The organism is Algoriphagus sp. 4150, assembly GCF_031457395.1.
Lineage (GTDB): Bacteria > Bacteroidota > Bacteroidia > Cytophagales > Cyclobacteriaceae > Algoriphagus.
On the sequence record NZ_JAVDWS010000020.1, the window covers coordinates 85,326 to 108,214 of the forward strand.

The 22,889-nt window shown below is 43.9% G+C and carries 14 protein-coding genes; 2 read left to right on the forward strand and 12 right to left on the reverse strand.

The genetic code is table 11. From position 1 onward, the window contains the following. Positions 1-1,157 precede the first annotated feature (1,157 nt). Positions 1,158-3,518, forward strand: coding sequence for an FtsX-like permease family protein (locus J2X69_RS20215; protein WP_310107436.1), 2,361 nt, complete (start codon positions 1,158-1,160; stop codon positions 3,516-3,518). 27 nt (positions 3,519-3,545) lie between these two features. Here J2X69_RS20215 and J2X69_RS20220 read toward each other — a convergent pair whose 3' ends face one another. The 9 genes from J2X69_RS20220 to J2X69_RS20260 all read right to left on the reverse strand — a co-directional run bounded on the left by J2X69_RS20220 (position 3,546) and on the right by J2X69_RS20260 (position 12,723). Then, the gene (locus J2X69_RS20220; protein ID WP_310107439.1) at positions 3,546-4,265 is read right to left on the reverse strand and encodes a hypothetical protein; all 720 of its coding nucleotides are present in this window, start codon (positions 4,263-4,265) and stop codon (positions 3,546-3,548) included. Between the two features lie 140 nt (positions 4,266-4,405). Beyond that, on the reverse strand, positions 4,406-4,747 hold the full coding sequence (locus J2X69_RS20225; RefSeq protein ID WP_310107442.1) for a helix-turn-helix domain-containing protein: 342 nt from the start codon (positions 4,745-4,747) through the stop codon (positions 4,406-4,408). 162 nt (positions 4,748-4,909) lie between these two features. Then, on the reverse strand, positions 4,910-5,686 hold the full coding sequence (locus J2X69_RS20230) for a LytTR family DNA-binding domain-containing protein (RefSeq protein ID WP_310107444.1): 777 nt from the start codon (positions 5,684-5,686) through the stop codon (positions 4,910-4,912). Between the two features lie 161 nt (positions 5,687-5,847). Then, entirely contained in the window at positions 5,848-6,903 is a 1,056-nt protein-coding gene (locus J2X69_RS20235; RefSeq protein WP_310107447.1) for a histidine kinase, read from the reverse strand. Between the two features lie 137 nt (positions 6,904-7,040). Then, positions 7,041-7,718, reverse strand: a complete 678-nt coding sequence (locus J2X69_RS20240; protein ID WP_310107450.1) for an ABC transporter ATP-binding protein — start codon at positions 7,716-7,718, stop codon at positions 7,041-7,043. Between the two features lie 25 nt (positions 7,719-7,743). Next, a complete protein-coding gene (locus J2X69_RS20245) occupies positions 7,744-8,991 on the reverse strand; it encodes an FtsX-like permease family protein (protein ID WP_310107453.1) in 1,248 nt (415 codons plus the stop codon). Further along, the gene (locus J2X69_RS20250) at positions 8,988-10,091 is read right to left on the reverse strand and encodes an HlyD family efflux transporter periplasmic adaptor subunit (protein WP_310107456.1); all 1,104 of its coding nucleotides are present in this window, start codon (positions 10,089-10,091) and stop codon (positions 8,988-8,990) included. Before J2X69_RS20250 ends, J2X69_RS20245 begins: the two co-directional genes overlap by 4 nt. Positions 10,092-10,124: 33 nt before the next feature. Beyond that, a complete protein-coding gene (locus J2X69_RS20255) occupies positions 10,125-11,447 on the reverse strand; it encodes a TolC family protein (RefSeq protein ID WP_310107459.1) in 1,323 nt (440 codons plus the stop codon). Positions 11,448-12,159: 712 nt separating this feature from the next. Further along, on the reverse strand, positions 12,160-12,723 hold the full coding sequence (locus tag J2X69_RS20260; protein WP_310107461.1) for an NAD(P)H-dependent oxidoreductase: 564 nt from the start codon (positions 12,721-12,723) through the stop codon (positions 12,160-12,162). 86 nt (positions 12,724-12,809) lie between these two features. Between J2X69_RS20260 and J2X69_RS20265 the strand changes: the two genes are divergently transcribed. Further along, complete coding sequence (locus J2X69_RS20265) at positions 12,810-13,181, forward strand: helix-turn-helix domain-containing protein (RefSeq protein ID WP_310107463.1); 372 nt, start codon at positions 12,810-12,812, stop codon at positions 13,179-13,181. 16 nt (positions 13,182-13,197) lie between these two features. On the opposite strand, the gene J2X69_RS20270 is transcribed toward J2X69_RS20265, so the two are convergent. The 3 genes from J2X69_RS20270 to J2X69_RS20280 form a co-directional block, all read right to left on the reverse strand. Beyond that, positions 13,198-14,571: a helix-turn-helix domain-containing protein gene (locus J2X69_RS20270; protein ID WP_310107465.1), complete on the reverse strand. Its 1,374-nt coding sequence runs from the start codon at positions 14,569-14,571 to the stop codon at positions 13,198-13,200. Between the two features lie 309 nt (positions 14,572-14,880). Beyond that, entirely contained in the window at positions 14,881-17,250 is a 2,370-nt protein-coding gene (gene pbpC / locus J2X69_RS20275) for a penicillin-binding protein 1C (protein WP_310107467.1), read from the reverse strand. Continuing rightward, a complete protein-coding gene (locus J2X69_RS20280; protein ID WP_310107468.1) occupies positions 17,251-22,806 on the reverse strand; it encodes an MG2 domain-containing protein in 5,556 nt (1,851 codons plus the stop codon). Between the last annotated feature and the right edge of the window lie 83 nt (positions 22,807-22,889).

Below are 22,889 nucleotides of genomic sequence, written 5' to 3' on the forward strand. Positions count from 1 at the left end.
CCCTATGTCTGGAGCATTATATGATTAGTGGTATTTTCCTTCCTGAAGGAATGGACTAAAGCCGCATTCCTATTTGATGGAGATGAATTTCAAATGCCTCTTTGGTGTGTTCAGGTAATAGGGAGAATCCCAGCAATTCCCTCCTGCTTCAGCTGGAGGCAGATAAAAAACGGCAAAAGCTTTCCGGCTTTAGCCAAATTATTTATCCCTGAATTTTGCGAATTATGTCGCCTCATTGCCCGAGAATTTGGCTAAAGCCCTATTGGGATTTTAATTACTGGAGGAGGAATGGGCTAAAGCCGCATTCCTATTTGATGGAGATGAATTTCAAATGCCTCTTTGGTGTGTTCAGGTAATAGGGAGAATCCCAGCAATTCCCTCCTGCTTCAGCTGGAGGCAGATAAAAAACGGCAAAAGCTTTCCGGCTTTAGCCAAATCGTTTATCCCGGGATTTTGCGAATTATGTCGCCTCATGGCCCGAGAATTTGGCTAAAGCCCCATTGGAATTATAATTCCCGGAGGAATGGGCTAAAGCCGCATTCCTATTGATGGAGAAAAATTTCGAATGCCTCTTTGGTGTGTTCAGGTAATAGGGAGAATCCCAGCAATTCCCTCCTGCTTCAGCTGGAGGCAGATAAAAAACGGCAAAAGCTTTCCGGCTTTAGCCAAATCGTTTATCCCGGGATTTTGCGAATTATGTCGCCTCATGGCCCGAGAATTTGGCTAAAGCCCAGCCCCGTTTAGAATTATAATTTCCAGAGGACCGGGCTAAAGCCGCATTCCTATTGATGGAGATGAATTTCGAATGTCCTCTTTCGTTTCTTCAGGTAATTGGCAGAATCCCATCAATTCCCTCCTGCTTCAGCTGGAGGTTGATAAAAACCTGCCAAAGATTCCGGCTTTAGCCAAATCATTTTAAACTACCTCTAGTCTAATAATCTGTAATTTCAGTTGCCGAAACCTAAAAAAACAAGATTCGGTAATTCAAACATTGTCCGCTTGCGAATACCAAAGCCCGCCAGCGAACGTGGCGGTGAAACAAGAGCATCAATACGCACTGATTATCAATACATTGTAGTTGGCATGGTATTCGAAAATTCAAGGTTTGTATTCATGCCATTTTGCATAGGACACATGTGGATATTAGCCTTTTCGATATGATAAAAAACTACTTGAAAACTTCGCTTCGCAATCTCTATCGCCACAAAGGCTATACCCTGATCAATATCCTAGGTCTTGGAGTGGGGCTTGCTACATGTATGTTGATCCTGCTTTGGGCAATGGACGAGTGGAAGTATGACGGGTTTCACGATAAATCTGACCGCATCTATAGTGTCCTGATCAACAACACCTATCCTGACGGAGAAATCAAGACCCACGGTGCTACTCCTTCCATATTGGCCGAAGCAATAGAAGAGGAAATCCCTGAGGTGGAACTGATCGCACGGACTAGCATGAACGAAAAGCTGCTCCTAAAACACGAGAAGAATTCCTTCCTTGAAAATGGAATATATGCTGAACCTGCCCTTTTTGAAATCTTCAGTTTTCCCATTCTCAAAGGGGATAGGGAAACACTGAATGAAAACCGAAATACCATCGCCATCTCCGAAAAACTGGCTGAAAAGCTTTTTGCTGATATAGATCCAATTGGGATGATCGTGGAAGTCAACCAGCAGCACCAATTGGTAGTAAACAGCGTCTTTGCCGATATCCCTTCACATTCCACCATTCAGTTTGATTTTGTCCTTCCCTTTGAAATTTTTCTGGCAGAAAATCCCTGGTCACATAACTGGCCCAGCGGAGGTACACGTACTTATGTAGCCCTGCACCGGGATATTGATGTAGAAGTAGCCAACCTGAAGCTATCTCCATTGGTGTCCAAAAACTGTCCTGACTGCTCTAGTAACCCATTTTTATTTCAATACTCCCGATCAAGACTATTCTCCAAATTCCAAAACGGTCAAGAGGCCGGGGGAAAGATAGAAAACGTGGTCCTTTTCTGTCTGATAGGCCTGATTATATTGGTCATGGCCTGCATCAATTTCACCAACCTTGCCACGGCAAGGGCTTCTACCAGAGGCAAGGAGGTAGGGGTAAGAAAAGCAATTGGCTCCCGAAGATCCAGCCTGATGCTGCAATTTTTAATGGAATCAACTATTCTTTCATTCATGGCACTGGTAATTTCCCTTGCCCTAGTCAATTCCCTTTTACCCTACTTTAGTGAGGTTACCAGAAAAAACATCACATGGAGGGATTTGGATTATACATTTCTGCTTGGAGCGGGACTGCTGACCTTGGTCTGTGGCCTACTGGCAGGAGCTTACCCAGCCTTTTTTCTATCCTCTTTCAAATCTATTTCAATAATGAAAGAGGGCAACACGCCTATGTTGACAGGATCAAGGTTGAGAAAGTCCTTGGTCGTAATTCAGTTGGCTGCATCGGTCACGCTAGTAATCTGTAGCTTGGCCGTCTATAGCCAGTTGGAATACATCACCAAGAAAGACCTTGGATATGAGAAAGAAAACGTCATTATCGTCGATCCTCAGCAAGAGGTATTGAAAAACCCAGCCGTTTTCAAACAGGAGTTGCTGAATTATCCCGGCATACAAAGTGCAGGTTTTGCCGGCAGCGACATCTTGACCATTCCTATCGTAACCGATGAGGTATCATGGCCCGGAAAGCCGGAAAGCAGTACTGTTTTCTTCAAACTCTTACGCTGTGACCAAGATTTCCTTCCGACTTTAGATATCCCCATAGTAGCCGGGAGGAATTTTTCCATGGAACAGCAGAAAACCCCACTATACATGCTTAATAAAAAAGCCATCGAAGTGATGGGGATCAACGCCGAAGAGGCAATTGGTATGGAACTGGATGTATGGAATGGTTTGGGGCAGGTGATTGGAGTGACAGAAGATTTCCACAACAATAGTCTGAGAGAAGACATTGAGCCTATGGTTTTTATGTATTCTACTGATGTGGGCTTCCATTATTATATCAAAACCAAGTCAGGGTACACGATGGATGAAAGTTTGGCGCACATTGAAAAAACAATGAAAAAGCTCAGTCCAGACCAGCCTTTTGAGTATAGTTTTTTGGATGAAGCGTATGAACGGGAATATCAAATGGAAAAAGTACTGGGAAAATTATCATTGGGCTTCACCATTGTGGCATTGCTCATTGTATGTTTAGGGCTTTTTGGACTTTCTTCCTTTGCCGCTGCCAAAAGGGTCAAAGAGATGGGGATAAGGAAAGTATTTGGTGCATCACCCGGCCAATTATGGACCCTACTTTGCAAGGATTTCGTCATCTTAACCTCAGTGGGATTATTGATCGGAATCCCTATAGCTTGGTATATGGCAAAAAACTATCTCTCCGGTTTTGCTTACCATGCCACACTTGGAATAGGGGTTTACCTTTACACGGTGATTGGACTTCTAGGTATAGCCCTGCTCACTGTTACTTTCCAATCCCTCAAAACAGCCCTCATCAACCCGGTGAATTCCTTGCGGGATGAATGAGGGTATTCCATACTTTTGATAGTAAAGTTAAAGGGTGCTGTTATGCTTTTGGGTCAAACGTTCCCTTTCTTCGTCCTGCAAGTCTATCTCACTCAACAGTGTTTTACATTCTTCCCCTCGTATCGGATCGTTCAAATTGCCAGCTAAGTCTATGCGTATAAGTAATGCTTCCGCTATATCTGTTGGAGCTTCGTTTTCGGCTTTTTTCAATGCAACGTCCAAGGTTTTAGCGGCTGCTTTATCATCTTCTTTATAGTCCCGAAATCTTATTGCGGTAGCAATGGCCTTCCGTAAAGGACTTTGATTTTTATCGTCAGCTTTTTCATAGGTTTTCTGGTCTGCTTCCATTTTCTCCTGATCGATGAAAATAATATAGTTGCCCGATACATCCGTCAGTGAAAACCGGGTGGCCCCAGGTTTCATCCGGGAAATTCTCGGTATCCCCGAGTTTGGAACTTTACCCAGATGCTCCTTGAAGCTTGTGGTGAATTCCTTATAAACGTATTCGATGTCGGATATCTGTACCAGACAGCCGCTGTCTAAATTACTTTCGGCCTCCATGCCTTTGACACGGCCAAAATGCAGTTCGGAACCGCCCCGTTGCACAACACCATACTGATAAGGGCGGGTCTGCTTATAGGTGATTTCAAACCCCAACATTTGCCAAAAGGATAGTGTTTCTTCTATCGATATACAAGGTAGGCTGGGAATTGTGATCCATTCTTTTTGATGCTTTATATTCTCCATTTTTCTAAAATTTCGTTCGCTGCAAATCTAATTGCTGGGAATTGTGCAGCCATTTTTATATACCTTTTTGTATATAAAGGAAAATAAGAGTAAGACAATATATGTTTCGCATTTACGGCTGAAAAACAGCCTGTTAAGTATCAATCAATCCCTGCTTCTTTCATTAGAGAAATACCGTATTCAGTTAATTGGTCAATAAGAGGTAGCGCTTTTTTAGCTTTTTCGGTCAACTGATATTCCACTCTCGGTGGTTTTTCTAAAAATTTGTGTTTGGAAAGCATATTCTTTTCCTCCAATTCCCGCAATTGAGTAAAAAGCATTTTGTCTGATATGTGGGGTATGGACTTTTTTAAATCGCCATATCTTACAGAACCGTTCCGAAGACACAGCAGAATCGGGATTTTCCAAGTACCGCCTATATGTGCCATTGCAAACTCAACAGGGTTGTAATATATCCTGCCGTCGTATAGAAACTCTTTCATAATATCATTTACCTTTCAAATTTAGGATTTTGTTAAATCTGTTGATTTGCGACAGCATCATGCTACTGTTACCCCCTCCCGGTCAACACTTCAGATCAGAAAATAAACCCATAATTACCGAATCCATGACCGCAATTAGCTTTGATATATAGAGTTATGCTGCTAACTCCCCAATAACCATCTTTTAAAGATTGGTACTTTTTCGCGGCTTACATCCAGTATAAACTGTTGGGGTACGTGTAGCTGAACCTCAATACCTTTATGTGTTGATTTGATCTGCACTATATTATCAATCCGGATGATAAACTGACGGTTGGCACGAAAAAACAACGAGGGGTTAAGTTTTAATTCCAGTTCATCAATGGAATTAAAATCCGTCAGGTACCTCTTCCCTTCCCTTTTCCAGGCAAAAATCAATTCATCTTTCTGAAAACAGCCGACTTCATCCTGGATCACAGGCATATACCCCTGATTATATTGCACAAGAAAGCGCTCTAAATACAGCTGCCCCTGAACACTCTGTCTCAGGCTCGCATTTAAGTTGGGCAGCCGATAGGATTCCCATCGTTTTTTTAGTTTCTCCAGAGATTTTCTCAGATCATCCTTTCCAATAGGTTTAAGAAGAAAATCTACACTGTTCACTTCAAAGGCCTTCAGGGCGTACTGGTCATACGCCGTTGTAAAAATGACGGGGCAGGCAGGTTCATAGTGTTCAAAAATATCAAAGCTAATCCCGTCCGAAAGCTGGATATCAGAAAAGATAAGGTCGGGCACTTCATTTTTATCAAACCAGTGCAGCGCCTTTTTCACGCTGGTGAGGACGGGGAAAATATGTGCTTCGGGAATAAGCGCTTTGATGCTTTTAATCAGCCCGTTGGCCACCAACAGTTCATCTTCTATAATCAGTATTTTGGGTGTTGTACTAAAGAAAAACTCCATTTTTCACAAGTTAACCGGGGAATCGCTTTTATATCAAAACCCTTCAAGAGTTTTTAATTTAAAGGTCAAAGATCAACAAAATCAGTATGCTTACTTTCAATAAGATCAACTCTTGAAGAGTTATATCAATTGGGACTTTTAAAAGCAATTTCCCTGATGATTTAACTGACAATTTTATAATCCGGTAGAACACGGTCTTGAATTCTCAGAAGAGGAATTTCTACACTGAAATAATCCTCCGTACACCGGATCCCTACCGGCATATCTGTAAGGAAGGCATAAAGTGACTTCAGGTTATTCAAGCCCTTTTTGTTGCTACTTTCAACGGACTTCTTTGGAAGAAGTGAATTGACTACCATCAGTTTGTCCTGTTGGGAATAAATTCTGATTTGGAGAGGATGATCTTCATCCATCTTATTATGCTTCACGGCATTTTCGAGAAGAACCTGAAGTGTGACGGGAACTATGCCCAAACCTACCAGTTCGTGCTGTACTTCTACGCTGATCCGGATAGTATTCTGAAAGCGTGTTTCCAGCAGAAAGATAAAATGATGTATAAAATCGAGTTCGCTAGAGACAGGCACTAATGTTCTCCCTTCATTATGAAGCACATAGCGGTATACTTTACTGAGATTCTGGAGGAAATCCGAGGCCAATTCCTGATTGTCATATATCAGACTGTTCAATGAGCTCATGGAATTGAACAGAAAATGGGGATTGAGTTGGTTTTTAAGATTGTCAAACTGTACTTGGGTTTTCTCTTTCTCAAGCCGTTCGGCCTTTAGTATCCCTTTTTTCCACTGGTCAAAGAAGAATTTTGCGAAAAATACACAGTTGATCAAAAAGGATAAAATGATGTAGGTAGCATAGACGGTTATATTGAACATCCTGCTCATTGGGCCTTCAAAAAACTGTGCTGCATAGGATAATATAATAGAGCCGAACAGAGTCATAAAGAGTACTCCGATTGTCAGCTGTATTCCAATCCGCTTGGCAACTCCCTGCCCAAAGGGCATGATCTTGTTCATGTAGCTGTTGACCCCACGGAAGACTTCCCACGCAATCGCAACAGAGATAAATGAAATCAAAACAACCTCAAGTGTCATCCCACCTTTCAGCTCCAAAAAATCCCATATAAAATATCTTATGATGCTTCCTATGGTGGTGAAGGTCAAAATGATCCCATACTCGAGCCAAAAATATTTCCGCTTAAACATGTGGGGCTTCGGGGTAAAATGAGTGCAACTCTTTTTCCATTTTGTCCAATTGTTTTACACAATCTTCAAATTTAAGAAAATATAGTTCTCTTCGGATCCGGGTATCCTGACTCTCTTTTTTAGGAGTTAAAGGATGTTTAGCCGACAATCTTTCCATCACTCATCTCAATTATACGGTCTGAATTGGCTGCAAAATCATCGTCATGGGTGACAGCAATGATTGTCTGTCCAAAATCACGTGTCAGCTTTCTAAATATATCAAATACAATAGCTGAATTGGTGCTGTCCAGATTACCCGTAGGTTCATCTCCCATGATCAAGGCCGGATCATTGATCAGCGCACGGGCGATCGCCACACGTTGCTGTTGCCCACCTGAAAGCTTGGAGGACATTTTATTTGACTGATCCGCAATACCGAGCATTTCCAGCTTCTCCATTGCCCGTTTCCTGATCTGGGACTCGGGATATTTCCTGAGCTTGAGCGCAGGAATCATCACGTTCTGTAAGGCTGTAAATTCAGGTAGGAGAAAGTGAAACTGAAATACAAACCCGATGTGCCGGTTTCGAAAACCGGCCAGGTAGTCGGCACGCTTTCCGGTAAGATTCTCCCCACTGATTTCCAGTACACCCTTATAATCGGTATCCATGGTACTCAACAGATACATTAAGGTAGATTTCCCACATCCGGATTTACCCACCAGACTGAGAAATTCGCCTTTAAATACTTTCAAGTTGATGTCATTGAGCACCTGAAAGGTCTGTGGTTCGTGGAAATACTTGTTGATTCCCTTTGTCTCCAATATAATCTCTTTCATTCTAAATCAATTAGCAGTTGCATGGCTAGATGCCACGGATAATCTCAATTGGATCCACGTGGCCGGCTTTGCGGGACGGCATATAACCCGCCACGGCGGTCGTGAATACTCCAAATACAATCCCTATTACATAATACAGGGGATCAAAACTCACCGGCAATGCATCAATGGCAATCACATCCCCCCCGTCAAACGGAGCCAGAGAAAGTAAATAGGAAAGAACAAACCCAAGTATCAGCCCCAATACACTTCCCACTAAACCTATAACCAACGATTGGGTCATAAAGATGCCGGTGACATCCTTTGCGGCAAACCCTGTCGCCTTGAGAATGGCGATGTCTTTCATCTTACTGAAAATGGTCATATTCAGAATATTGTAGATCCCAAAACCGGCCACAATCAATAAAGTAATAGATACAGAATAGGTCATTATGTTACGGATCACCGCCCCTGCCAAAAACGTCGCATTTGCTGTTTCCCAATCTTCAGCTTTGTATCCGAAAATTGACTGTATCTGCACGGCTTTGGCCTTTGCTTGATAGAGATCTATCAGCTTCACATTGATGTCAGTGATGTATGCCTGGTCTTTGCCAAGAATCTTCTGAACAGTGGATATATTTGCATAACTACGGATATTGTCAATTTCTCCAAGCCCCATCTGAAATATTCCAACCACTTTAAGTGATATAGTCACCCCATCCGGTGTGGTGACGGTTACGTTGTCGCCAACCGAGAGGGAAAGTGTTTTGGCAAGTCCGCTTCCCATGATCAGGCCGTTGGTGGTGGTGAGCAACCCGGCGATTTCTCCTCCCTTCATTTTGGAAGAAAGGTCAAACAACTTGTCCTCTTCCAGTATGTCCACTCCCGCAATGTTCCCATTGAGCTGTATGGGACCGAAATTGTAAAATACCTGGCTGGACAACTGTGGAGCGGCTCCCAGAACATCCGGGTCCTGTCGGATCAATTCTGCTATCTGAAAGGCATTCCGGATTTTTTGAGATTCATTTTTGGGCTTGGGATGATGTACAAAATTGACCCCTTCGGGATTGAGCTGTTCTATAATTGCAACTTGGGGCTCGGAGATATCCTTGTAAATATGGATATCCGGAGAGGAAGTCATCGTGAGTTCTTCTGTAAAATTATTAAGTCCGCTCATCAGACTGACCATGGCCACAAACATGCCTATGCCAAAAGTCACCCCGAGCATAGCCACCAGAGACTGCTTGGGTTTAGCCAGCAGATGGGTTTTAGCTATGGAGAGAATCACCCTCATGGTTTAATAAGTTTTGTGTCCCTGTCAATTCCGGATAAAATCTCCACCTCACTAAGGGTCCTTAGCCCGATTTCTACTTTTACTTTCTTTTCTTCGCCATCTTTTTCTACCATGACGCTGTCTCCCTGCATCAGTAAATTCCGTTGGATAACCAGTGCAGAATCTTTTTCCCTGGTCACTATATTTGCCTCCAGTGCCAATCCGGTATATTTTCCGGGCAGCTGATCCTGCACAGCAGCATCTACCCGCAACATCCGGTCGCGCGTATCCACTTTGGTGTAGATTTTTTCCAGTTTGGCTTCATACATGCCATCAGGATAAGCATCGATCTTTAGCAGCACTTTTTGACCTGTTTCCAGTCGGGATATATCCTGTTCATCTACTTTCAGATTGGCGATAAATCCACCTTCCAGCCCCAGCACAGCCAGCAAGTCCCCTTTGCGTACGACTTCTCCGGCTTCTTTTCCACGCTGGAAGAAAGTCCCCGGCTGCTCGGCCCGCACCGTATAAAAACCCGATTCTTCCCTTGCTGACAGCAATTGTTGATAAGCTTGATCCCGTTCGTTTTTTAGTTGATCCCACCTGTTTTCCAGGTTGTTTTTGCCTTGGGCCCAAGAGAGTTTGGAAGAATTGAAGGCAGTGACAGCCGCATCATATTTCGCTTGGGAAGTTGCTTTTTCATTCCACAGATTGGTATAGCGTACATAGTTGATCGAATCCGCCTGATATTGCTCCCAGGCTAGCCCAACTGCATTTTGGGCTTCTGCCAGTAATGGGCTGTTGCTGCCCGAATTCTTGTTTGCCAGATCATATAGGTTTTGAGCGTTGGTCAATCTTGCTTCTTGGGCTATACCGGCGATTTCAAATAGAGCCTGACCTGCATCCACATAATCCCCTTCTTCCACAAGCTGCCTCTTCAGAATTCCTTCCGATTGGGCAGTAAGTTCAAATTCTCCCCTCGATTGGATATAACCTGAAGCATAAACCGCCTCCGTTAGGGGTTTGATCTGCGGACTCAATGTTTCTCCGTTGCCACATGACACCAAAGCGGGAAAAATCAGGTATCCCCAAGAGGTAATTTTATTGGACAGATTATGCATTATGGACAAGGTTATAATTTACTGTTCATTTGATTATTCTGATTTAATTTCGATCAATGCTTTTGCGATCAGATAATCTGCCAGACTGTTTAGGTACTGCCGCTGGTTATCCCAAAGTTCCTGTTGTACCTGAAGCAGTTCGTCTATACTGATCTCCCCTTCCCGGAGCTGGATCCGGGCGAGGCGATAATTATCTTCATATACAGAATAAGTTTCTCTATAATTTTTTAGTATTTCGAGATTTTGGGCGAGATCAGTGGATAGATCATGTCGCTCTTGGACAAGCTTTTGTTGAGTTTGACGCAGTCCGGCTTCCGAAATCTCACGTTGCAGCTTTGTTGAATTAATTTGATTCCGGGTGAGATTACCTCCGAAAATGCTCCATTCCAATCTCAATCCGATCATCGCCGTGCTGAACCATGTATAATTCCCCATCCTCATATCATCAGACCAGGCCTGCTGGGAATACCTTCCGACAGCATTCAGCGTAGGAAGATGTCTTTGCCGGGATGCTTTTAAGTCCCGCTCGGCCAATTCCAATGAAGATGCGGCTTTCTGATAGTCTGGCTGTGTTTCCAAGGAGTAACCGGGGATATCCTCCTGCCTGGCCTGAAAGACAATGGTCTCAGTCAGGTGAATAGAATCCTCCTGATCCAATCCCATTAGATACTTTAATTTGTTATAGTTAGAAGAAGTTGAGGAGACTTGCCGATGATAGTTGGACTTGGCCAGGAAGGCAGCTGCCTTGAGACGCCGGTAAGGAAGAGGCTCCATAACTCCCTGATCAAATTGCTGTCTTGCAACATGATGGATACTGTCAGCAGCTTTGTAGTTGGCTTCACTGAGCTCCAAAGCTTCCTGACTAAGTATGGCCAGATAATAGGCACGGGCCAGTTGTTCTTTGTGATTTTGACGGGCGGATTGTAATTCAGCGTTACTGAGTTGTTTTTCCAGCTTGGCTGATTTTACCCGGTTCCATGCTTTGGTATCGACTAAGGGGAGACTTGCTTCCAGCCCTACATCCAATTGGTATTGGGTGCCAAACTGTATTTCGGTAAAAGTACCGGGCTCTCCTCCAAATACCTCAGAGGGTATCAACTGAACGGGAAGCTGAAGGAAATTATCATAATTCCCATACGCCTTAATAAGAGGCATTAACCCTCCCTTTGCGTTACGTACTCCATAGGTCTGCTGATCAGCCGTCTTCTCCCAAATCAGGAAATCCGGTTGATGGTCTTTTGCATATTCATAAACCTCAGCCCAAGAACTGAAAGACAGGCTCTGCCCTGATACAGGGAAGAAAGAACTTAATGTGAAAAGTATGACTAGCGTATATTGGCGGTTCCAAATCGACATGGCATTCCCGGAATTGATACCGTGAATATGGATCGCCGTAGGATCACCGGAAAATATATCTTTGCGAACCGTTAAAAAAACGGCTGGAAATGTAGGATTTAGAGGTGGAGCCGTATCAATTGGGATAGCAGTACTGAGTCCAAGGGATGATAAAAGCCGGTGTTTTTCTTCCAGTCCTTATAGTGAACCGGAATTCCCAATCCCATACAAGAGCCCGGTTTTTTAGGGCATGCTGAAAAACGCCAGTAATAGATCAAAAGCTATCATTTTAAATGATTAATCCATTTTTGATGCGAACGGTTTTTCAGCAAGTGCAAGCTTATTGACCACAATAGGTATTTATCCATGCATCAGAAAATCCCAAAATCGGGATTTTCAAGCTAGCCTCAGCCATACCATCTTCTACGTTGGCCTCATTCGAGGCATAAGCATACATCTTCACTCGGCCGCCTTGAACCTGCCTTGCCGGACAGGCAGGGCTGGCATAACTGAGACTTTTTCAGCAAGCCCTAGTTAGAAACTTTGAGAGATACCCCCAATGGATTGGGGTTTTTATTCGACCGGTAGTACTAGATTTATATGTATATCCGCTTTTCTACCACTAAAGAAATTAAAGCATCAAAGGATTTGGTGAACTTTATCGTCAAGGCCACTTCGGTCTTCCGTCTACTGTCTTCCCTCCCGTAAACCAAAGAGAATATGGCTACAGGCATCATTGCGGATAATTATATAGATTCATTTCGATTAGTCGATTTATCAGCTTTTTTGAGTGCTCTTTCGCTACATTCCTTATTTCATCTTTTGTAAAACCATCAGCCAAGGAGGTTCTGTAGGTGTAAATCGGTTCCACAAAATTCATTTGTGCGAAATAAGCCGTTTGTTCTAAGTTTTTGCAAAATTCATACACATGGAAATGATGTTTTTCCAATGTGGTATAATCCTTTTCCTTCCCGCCTACTGTAAAGCTCGCCAGAAAGTTTTTGCCTTTCAGTTTATCTCCTTTTGAACCAAAAGCAAAATGCTGTTCGAAGACCACGTCAAACCATTGTTTTAAAATTGCAGGCATATTATACCAATAAAACGGATACTGAAACACGACGGTATTGTGCCTCAATAATACTTCCTGTTCTGTCTGAGAGGCAATTTGAAAGTCAGGGTAGAGCTCATGCAGATTTCGGATTTCTATAGCTAAGTTGCTTTTCTGCAATTCTTCGACAATAGTTTTGTTGGCCAGTGACTCATCAAAAGTGGGGTGTGCAAGAATAATTAACGTCATACTATAAATATTATAGTTGCAAAACTATTCTTAGTCAATTACATTTACAATAACTATCCAAACTGATAGGTCAAAAAAACAGTAAAATGAAAACAGAATGTCTTAGCGAGCATGTGAAGCTGAAAGGGAAAATTTACCCTTGCACAGTAAGTCTTACGATGGATTTGGTTGGCGGAAAATGGAAAGCGGTTATCCTTTACCATTTAAAAGACGAACCGAAAAGATATAGCGAACTTCACAAAGAGATGCCGTCTGTCACCGAAATGACGTTAAGTCTGCAGCTTAAACAATTAGAGAAAGACGGTTTGGTATCGAGAAAAGTCTATGGTAAAAAGCCTCCTATCAAGGTCGTTTACAGTCTGACCGAATTTGGAAAAAGTTTTGTCCCCATTCTAGAAGCAATTACCGAATGGGGAAACCGGGTTGTCCGCGAAAAAGGCGAGTTTGTCAGTGGATAATGGTGTATTGTTACTTTTAAATTAAAACTTTCCATTCACCTGCCTTTGTAGATCCAACCCGGATGATTTTATTCTCCTTTTTCAAGTTACTGATCTGATATTCAACTCCTCTTCTTGTCAAGCCTGTCATCAGTTGTAACTCTTTTGATGTAATCTTAGGGTTTGATTTCATCGCAGTTATAATTATCTCCACAGTTTCTTCCACAGTTTCTTCCACAGTTTCTTCCACAGTTTCTTCCACGGTCCTGCGGAGAACAACTGAAAACATCCCTTCTGTTTTGAACACAGGATCAGGAAGCTTGGCGGATTTCATCAGATCCCTAATGCGGCCGATACCTGAGCCAACTTGCTCCACCATGTGGATACGGACGAATAACCCAAAAATCAAAGGATTTCGACTATGGCTTTTGGTACCAAAATCGACCAATGGGACAGCGCTGGTCAATCCACCCGGATTACTAACCTCCACACGGTCTTTGAAAAGCTCAACAGTTATTTTGGCTCCCTTGTCGTAATAATCACGGTGGGAGAGCGCATTGATGATAGTCTCTTTCAAAACCGTTTCGGGAATCTCCCATATTTCCTTTCTGGGACCACCCCCTTCAATTTCATACCGTACATCAAGCTTGCCTTTTAGCCAATTCATGGCCTGTTCGTATTGCTTCATCAGCGGACCACCAAATAACTTATCATCAATGATCTGGGTTTTAGTACTGCCCTCAAAAGAAATACAGCGAACAATAGCTGTCTCGACAAGCTTTTCGGGTGCGGAACCAAAGAATAAAACTCCCCCATTTTTCATGATTCCATCCGGTAAAACAAGCTGTAGGTTATGAATGATTTGCTTCTGGCTTACAGCCTGCGAAAGTCCGCTCATCGTCCGAAACTCCATAAACCAATTCAGGTCAATATCCGAATTCAGGTCAAAATCAATACAGGGTGCTTCATCAAAATAGATGCGGTCAGACTGTTGGAAAAAATCACGCATCTGCTCCACAGTCGTAAGTTTTTGAGTATTGGAACCTTGTCTGACATAAATGGCACCGGATAATACATAGGGCTTTTGAGACCCGGTGTTAACCTCAATCACCCAAACAGTCTTCTCCCCAACCTCCACAGGATATAAGGCAACCGGAACATGGGGACTTATTTCATTTAGGGAATTCTGAATGGCTGATCTCTTGCTATTATCTATTTCAGCTCCATGAATTCTATTATCATCACTTACGCCGATTAACAATACCCCTCCCGCAGCATTCGCAAAAGCACAGATTTCCTCACTGATCTCTTTGAGCTTATTGGGAACACGGATTTTAAATTCCGCATTATACCCTTCTCCCGCTTGGACGATACTTTGAATATCTGATGCTGTGAGTTGTTTGTCAATCATATTCAACCGTTTTTACCCCTACCAAATCAGGCATTTTTTTTAGTTCTCCGCTTATTTCCAGAATTACTCAAATTTAAAAACTCTTCAATCGGAAAAGCTTCATTTAGCCATAAAACTCTATCCGCTGTGAAAGGGTATTGTATGGGATGTATTTGCTATCAACCCCGTATCGGCATAGTCAAGTTATTGTTGAGGGGAATTTCCGGTTTATTGATGGTGTGAAGAGATCGGTGGGTGGAGATATTGTTTTTTGGGCTACTAAGAATCCAGGCAGGAAGCGTAACAGCGGTTTAGCCCAAAATACAAGCTTTAATGTGTTTGGATCACCTCAATATTCCCGTTTATGGAATGTCCCTCCTGATCCGTGACAGTCAGTAAATAAGCTCCTGGAGCGATCACAACTGCCAGTTCGTGAAAGGTTTTTGTTTTTCCTATAAAGGTCTCGTCGAGGTACCAATATACGTTGGTGTCGGGATTACGATGAGCTAATCTGAATACGACATCATTGACGTTTTCATCAAAATTCTTCGGCAAAATCACCTGTTCATTTCTACGAGGATAGATAAATGCCATCAAGGGTTCATCCTCTGCAGCGCAATCTGGAGCTAGGGGCGGCAATAGTTTATATTGTGGGTTGAGAGAAGCAAAGTAATAGGCCATCACCGGAGGTAAATCAAACCAATTGACCGCCCGCATATCATCCATAGGATAGCAGGAAGAATTAACCCGATAAGTCCCTGAGGCATTCAGAAAAACCGGCTTATGGTAGGGACAAGCAGCTGTTTTGATACCCTGGGCCGGCAGCCATTCCGTCGTAGTCACATCACAATACAATCCGGCACGATGTCCACTGAGCGAACACACTTCAGCCTGCACCAAATCATCATAGGGCATGTCGAACCATAGTTTTTTTGTAGGCAATTCTTTTAACACATCAAATAAGACCGGAGCTGCTGCCAGAACCCCCGTGAGTCCGGGACGCCCTTCTCCGTCTGCATTGCCTACCCAAACACCGATAGCATAATCAGGCGTGGTTCCCACAGCCCAGGCATCTTTGAATCCATAGCTCGTCCCTGTCTTCCAGGCAATAGGTCTGGCATCTTGATAAAAGCCCCAGGATTCATCTGCATTGGGACGATTGGTCTCCCGAAGGCTTTCAAATGCTTTATAAATTGCCCCGGCTCCGAGCACCGGAGGATCAAACTGTGTTCTGCCAAAATCCACCTCCTGCCCCAACTTATAGATGGGTGACATAAATTCTTCAGCCCGATATTGACTGGAATTGGCGGTATACCCATTCAGCGTGGAAGCCAATCCCGCATAGACCTTTGTCACTTCCAGCAGACTGCTCTCCGCTCCTCCCAGAATCAAAGTGAGCCCGTAGTGATCAGCAGGCTTAGTCACATAGCCCAGTTTCATTTTTTGTAGCTGGTTGTAAAACCGCTGCAGTCCATAGTTCTGCAATAGTCTCACGGCAGGGACATTTAAGGATCTGCCTAAGGCATTGCCGGCACTGACTGCACCATTAAACTTCTTGTCGAAGTTTTGCGGACTGTATCCATTGATCCGTGTAGGCACATCGGCAAGCAGTGTCTGTGGTAGCAACTCCCCAGCATGCATCGCTGAGGCAAAAAGCAGGGGCTTTAGAAGACTGCCTGTACTTCTTGGCTTATCTACTACATCCACATATTTTTCGTGCTCGGTTTCTGTAGGAGTATTGCCAACATACCCGATGATCTGCCGTGTGTGTACGTCAAGCACCACGATGGCCAAGTTGTGGATCTGGTTTTGCTTCAGGCGGTAATGGTGATCCCGGGTGACCTGATTAAGTTTGGATTGCAGCAGTGAGTTTAACGTAGATCTTATCCGCTTTCCCTCATCCTTTTTCCTCACTTTTTCAGTAAAGTGCATTGCTGCATCGGGCAAAGCCAAAGGTTTGCCCGGCAAGGATTCCAAAAGTGCCAGCTCATAAGTCATCTCATCAATCACTCCCTTTTGATAAAGCTTAAGAAGTAGCCTGTCTCGTTTTTCCTTGAGCAGAATCTCGTTTTTTCCGGGGTATATCAGTGCAGGAGCATTTGGAAGGACAGCCAAGGCGGCGCTTTGTCCCCAGCTCAAATCTTCCGAAGATGTCCCAAAATAGCGCCAGGCTGCGGCCTCCAGCCCCACCACATTTCCTCCAAAAGGTGCATGTGAAGCATACAGATTAAGAATCTCTCTTTTGCTATACCCCGCTTCAAGTCTGGTAGCCTGGAAGAACTCCAGTAGTTTTTCGAAATAAGTCCGCTTTTTGTTTTTCCGGGAGAGTCTGATCACTTGCTGCGTCAGGGTACTTGCCCCCCGGCGTTTGCCACTCGTCAGATTACCATGGATTGCCTTCCCCATAGCCACCGGATTGAACCCCGGATGGCGAAAGAAATACTCGTCTTCAAAATATTGGATGGCTAACTCAAATCGCCGCGGAATACTATCCTGCGCAGGAAAACGCCATTGTCCGTCTTTAGCGATGCGCGCACCGAGAAGTGCTCCCTCACGACTTTCCACCACGGTGGAAGTAGGGGCATCAAAAATCGGTTTAGGCAAGCAAAAAAGCCAACTCAGGAAAATCAGAAGCCCCAGTAAAACTTTTACTTTGTGCGCTACCAAAAACGCCGGGAGTTGTTCCTTTTTACGAATCATTTACTTTTCCACAACAACCCATTGACCTTTGGTTCTGGCAAAATACGTATTGTCATACATTCCTTCCGCCTGGGAACCCGGCAAATAATATCTACCCAAATAGGAAGCATTCAATTTGACAGTGAATGTTCTGCTCTCTTTGCTGCTGAGGTCAAAATAGAAATAAACCCTATCGTCACGGATATCGGTATACCTGGCACTGCCTGTAGCTCCTCCACCCATCTCGGTGAAGTCGGTGTTGACAATTTCCCAGCCACTTGGAAATAGCTGTGATAAGGCTACATTATCTATAAAATCAGCCGAAGTGTTCTCTATCCGAATTTGTGCTATGATCTGAGTTCCTTGTCTGACAGAAGCAGGATCCATCTTCTTCCCCTCTCCATCGAGATAGGTGGCGACAACCTGTAGCTTGCGGCGCTCATCCAGCTCTTCTCCTAACGGAAGTTTTCCGGATTGGATCAACCGTACATAGACAAGATTATCCTTGGCGTTTTTGACCGTGATTGTATTTTCTCCCATGGACGTTATCAGCTCCCGCTGTGAGATAGCCTGATATGTCTTAACGGCGGTAGTCTTACCGTTTTGAACGAAACTGACTTCAAGATCTTTTCCACCATTTTTTTCTACCATCTTGGATAAGGCAATCAGCGCATAGGAAGTCTCCTGTGTGCTGAACCATCTTGAAGAGGACAGTTCCTTTGCCAAAGAGGTAGCCAAATCCCGCTGTTTTGCATCCCCTAGCAGCACCATTGTCTCCAAAGCCAGCGCACGGTTTCTGAAAGGAGACCCATAGGTATAATAATCATATGTTGACGGCTGGAAATCAACAACAGCGGTAGATGTCAGTTCTTTTGCTACGCGGTCCTGCCCTACCAGTGCGTAAGCGGCCGCCAACCTCCATTTAGCATCATTGCTCAATCCATCAACTTCCCGTAGCCGGTTCATTGCAGAAAGCTCCGGCTGACCTGCCAAAGCCAGCGTATAAAGACGGTATGCCTGAATGAGGGTTGTATTGTACGATTTACTGGTTGTCCGCCATTGCCTTGCCTCGTTCTGCTGAAAACGCAGCCAGTTACTTAAGAAAGTCAACGGCAATGCATATCCTTTTCGCTTAGCTTCCAGCATGAAATGTCCCACATAGTTGGTACTCCATTCATCTGCCTCTCTGGCTCCCGGCCAATAGCTTAGTCCGCCATCAGGGTTTTGATAAGTGTTTAACTTACGGATAGCGGCTTCCACATTTTTCTGGATCTGCTGCTTCCGGTCTAGTGTCACATCAAATACATCTGCCAGAAACAGCTGGGGAAATGCAGCAGAAGTGGTCTGCTCTACGCAGCCATGCGGATACTGGATAAGATACTGCATCCTTCTGGTGAAATCCATCGGAGGAAGTGTGGAAAACTCGAGAAAAGCAGCATTGCTTCCTTCCACTCCAAATGTCTTGAACGAGAAGGTCTGGGTCGCGTTGGGTTCCAGATTCAGATCTCTTACTGAATGAGTAACAGGATTTGGGTTTTCCACATCTATTTCTACCTGATAGCTGGCCTCTTCACCGGATCCGGATACATTTATTTCAATCGTCTGGATTCCGACATCATTGACGGCATAGTCAAAATTTACGATCTGCTCGCCCGGAGCAGAGAAGCTTACCGTCTTACTGTTTCCTCCGATAGCTTTCAATCCTTCTGAGGTTTTCACTGTTATTTTCGCCTGTTTTACCTTGTTTTCCATAGCAAAAACAGTCACCGGCAAGGTCACCTTTTCCCCCGGGGAAAGCTTTCGGGGTAGCGAAGCCAAGACCATGAGCGGTTTTCTTACGGGTACAGTTTTGTCTGCCGAACCATAAGCGGCATTGGAATTGTCAGCCGCTACCACCATAGCGCGTACTGAACCGACGTAGTTTGGCATCTTCAGTGTATGCGAAACCTTCTCTCCTGCTTTCAGCGTAAACGGTCCCAAGAATGTGACTACCGGCTTAAACCGGTCTGCTTTCCTATTCTTGGCTCCGGCAGCATCGTCACTTCCCCCTATGGCATAGATATTTTCCACACTTCCGGAATATGCCCCGATCACATAGTCATACATATCGAAGGTTTTCACTCCAAGAGCTTCTTTGGTATAAAATGCACTATGTATCTCCGGAGTCCGGAAACGTGTCAAGTCCAATAGTCCTTCATCTACCACGGCTATGGTATAGCTCATAGGCTTTCGGTTTTTCTCCGAGACTTTAATCACATAGTTCTCCTCAGGCTTCAGTACTTCCGGCAGTTCGAGCACAGGGGATAAGACCGTAGAAGGATCTTCTACCAAAATGGGAATAACCCCATACAGACGTATTGGAAGGTCATTGGCAGTTTGCTCATGGGGCTGAAGTAGGGAAATATTCACGAAGATATTCGGAGCCATTTCCTTGGTGATTTCCAGCGTAGTTTGGGTTTCACCCTTTTGTGTTTCCACCCATTTCGTAGCAAGGACTTCAGTGCCATTTTCAATACTCAGCAATGCCCGTCCTGCGGCTCCCGAAGGAAATTTAATGACTGCTTTATCCCCAACACTGTATTTTTCTTTGTCAGCTGAGAATATCAGCATTTTTGCACTTTCCGCATCAGCAGTACCTGCACTTGCCCACCAGTTTCTATAGAAATAGGTAACCCGTCCCGTAGCATGCCCGCTGTTAGGATCTATGACCCTTATGAGGTAACGTCCGCTCTCTTCCTCCGGAATAGTTAATTCAAAATTTGCTTTGCCCTTTGCATCGGTACTGACGTTGATGTCTTTGTATGGCCGGTGCAAACTTGCATTTTCATACGTTGAGAGATTGTCACCGCCACGGCTCCACCACCAGCGCCACTCAATACGGTAGACTTTAACCTGCAAATCGCGATGACCTGCAGGCTTTCCCTGTTCATCCACAGAAACTACTTCAAAACGGGTACTCTCATCAGTGAAGTACGATCCATATCCTTCCGCTTTAGGTGACTTGAGTCCCACAAAGTGGCTAAACGGGGCTATGTCTTTAGTAAACACATCCAAAGAAAAGTCACCCCCACCCTCAAAAACTTTAGTGAGAATACTGGCTCGGAGCATTCCCGGAGCATTTTTATTAAGTTCCAACTCTTTATGGATGGCAATCTTCCCGGCATCATCCACTTTCCCTTTTAAGATTGACACCTCTGTTTCTTCAAAAGTTCTGATTGGGTCTGTGAATACATAATCCGGAAAATCCTTGAAGGCGGTCGATGTACTTCTGATCGTCGCCTCCATTTCTATATCCAGATTTTTGGCCACTGCACCGTGCAGCCAGTTTACCGTGGCAGTCCCTTTGATGGGTTTAGCTGCTGAAAGCACTTCTCCATCAAAATCCAGATTGATTTTTAAGCGGTTAGGCTTGACAGTAGCCACTCGCAGCACCTCTGTGAATTTGGCTCCTCCTACATGAACTGTTGCTCTCCAGTTACCTGTTGGTGATTCCGCCTCAGTACTAATGGGGAAGTAATAGAGGTTCGATTCAGCGCCCTGTGCTACGGTTTTCTGCACGACTTTACCCTGCGCATCCGATACCTCCAGTGTCACCGGGTGCCCCGCCGGCAATGGATTTGCCAAATCGTTCAGCGCAAATGTCAAGTGGATTGTATCTCCGGGTCTATGAACCCCGCGATCTTTGTAAATATATCCCTTGAGGCCTTTTTGAAGCTCTTTTCCGGAGATATCAAAATTACTGAGCGACAACATATTCCCGTCGTCCAATTTCAAATACGCATAGTTGTTGTTTTTTTGAGCTACTGCAAATGCAATTTGCTGCTTCTCCTCATACGAGACCATACCGTCAGCTTCAGTTGTCAGTTCACGGATCAGCTGCTTCTGAAAGTTGTACAATGAGATCTTCACCCCTCCCTCAGGATTGGTTGTCAGGAGATTGGTGGTAATAAAACGATAGGTTTTATTACCACCAATCTTGGCAATGAATCCCAGATCCGAACCAAGCACATTACTGGATAACACTCTCTCTTCGTTGTAATACGCATCATGACAGGGATTATCCCGCTGCTCCCAGTTGTAAGAATAAGTCCTCCAGCGGTAAATCTTATTGTTCCAATACTGTTCTTCCCGCTCTTCTTCATCCAAATCCTGAGAGGGGCTATCGTATTCATCGTAATAATAACCATCCTCAAACTCATCCTGAGCAGTACTGTCTACCGCCTGTTCACAATTGTAGACAGTATGTTCTTTTTTGAAACTCAACTCCACACGGTAGATTGCTCCCGGATCAGCCTTGAAATACTCTGACAGATTCAATCCATAAGCTTTCCAAACACCGTCATTTTCCAATCCGTTGCTTTCCAGTTGAATAGTTTTCTTGGCAATTCTTCTTCCTACTGTATTCAAATTATAGGAGTATTGATCTCCTAGGGTGGAGGACTGCAGGTACTGCAATATGTTGTTTTGAAAGATTTTGATGATCCTTACTTCCACCGCATTGAGATTGACCGCTTCAAAATAAAAGGGGGTAGAAGCCGAACCGGGAAGAATTGCCCCTTTGGAAACCGCCCGCAACGCCGGCTTCAATTGCTCAAAGGCGATTAGTTCAGAAAATGGTTTCTTCAATTTATAGCCGTAGATACTCGAAATCCCTTCAAAAATCTCTACGAGTGCGGCTCCTGTAATCCTATCTTCGGGATAAACGCTGAGGAGATTTCCATTCACTTCAAACCTCAGGTTATTCTTGTCCTGAATGCTGACCAATCCATTGAAGTTTTGATTTATTACCAAAGGATCGGAAAAGTTAATCTTCAGAAAAGTCCCCTGTACCATTGAGGCGCTTACAGATAAAATAGAAAAATTGCTTTTACCGGGAATAGGAAAAACAGTCTCTCCTTTGTTTTTGGCTTTGATGGCCTTCCCATCCCAAGAGATGAGAAGTTCAGAATCTTCTTCGAAGCGTCTGATGCTGTCAATAACAAAATTGAAGTGTCTTGCAGCGGGAAGAGGTTCAGTAAACTTGACTTTTTGGCTTTGTTTATTTTGGCTTACCTCTAGTAGCCCGGTAGCTTCTTCCAGTGTAATGATATCGCTGGACTCCAATGTTCCCGTGATGTATTGCCAATCTTGCGAGTAGGACTGTAGATCTTCTGTAGTGATTTTGAAATTTGGAGCAAGCGTCTTGAAACTAAAAGAAAATGATCTGAATTCCTTGCTGAGATCATCGTAGAGCTTGTCCAGCTTCAGGGTGACAGTATATTCTGTGCCGGACTCCAGTTTTTTATCCGGCACAAACATCAGGTTTGTCCCGTTCTCTATAACCAGTTTCCCTGATGTTTTAGGAGAAATCTTCAGGTAATCAGCAGGCAGTTCTTGTGTTAAATCAAATTGATCCAGCGGCTTAACCAATTCAACTACAATAGGGTCTACTACCGATTGCCTTCCAGAAGTATGGTGTCTAATGTACTCTCTAAACCGATAGAGACTATCCCCATCACTGCTGGAATCACGCACCCCACAAGAATATATGCAGGATATAATAGCCGCAAAAAATAAGATCGTAGTTATTTTTTTCATATGTTTATAATTTTTCTGTCACTTCATTTTTATATTTTTAGGTAAGGGTAAGAAAACGCTAAGAAGTTAAATTTTCATATTCA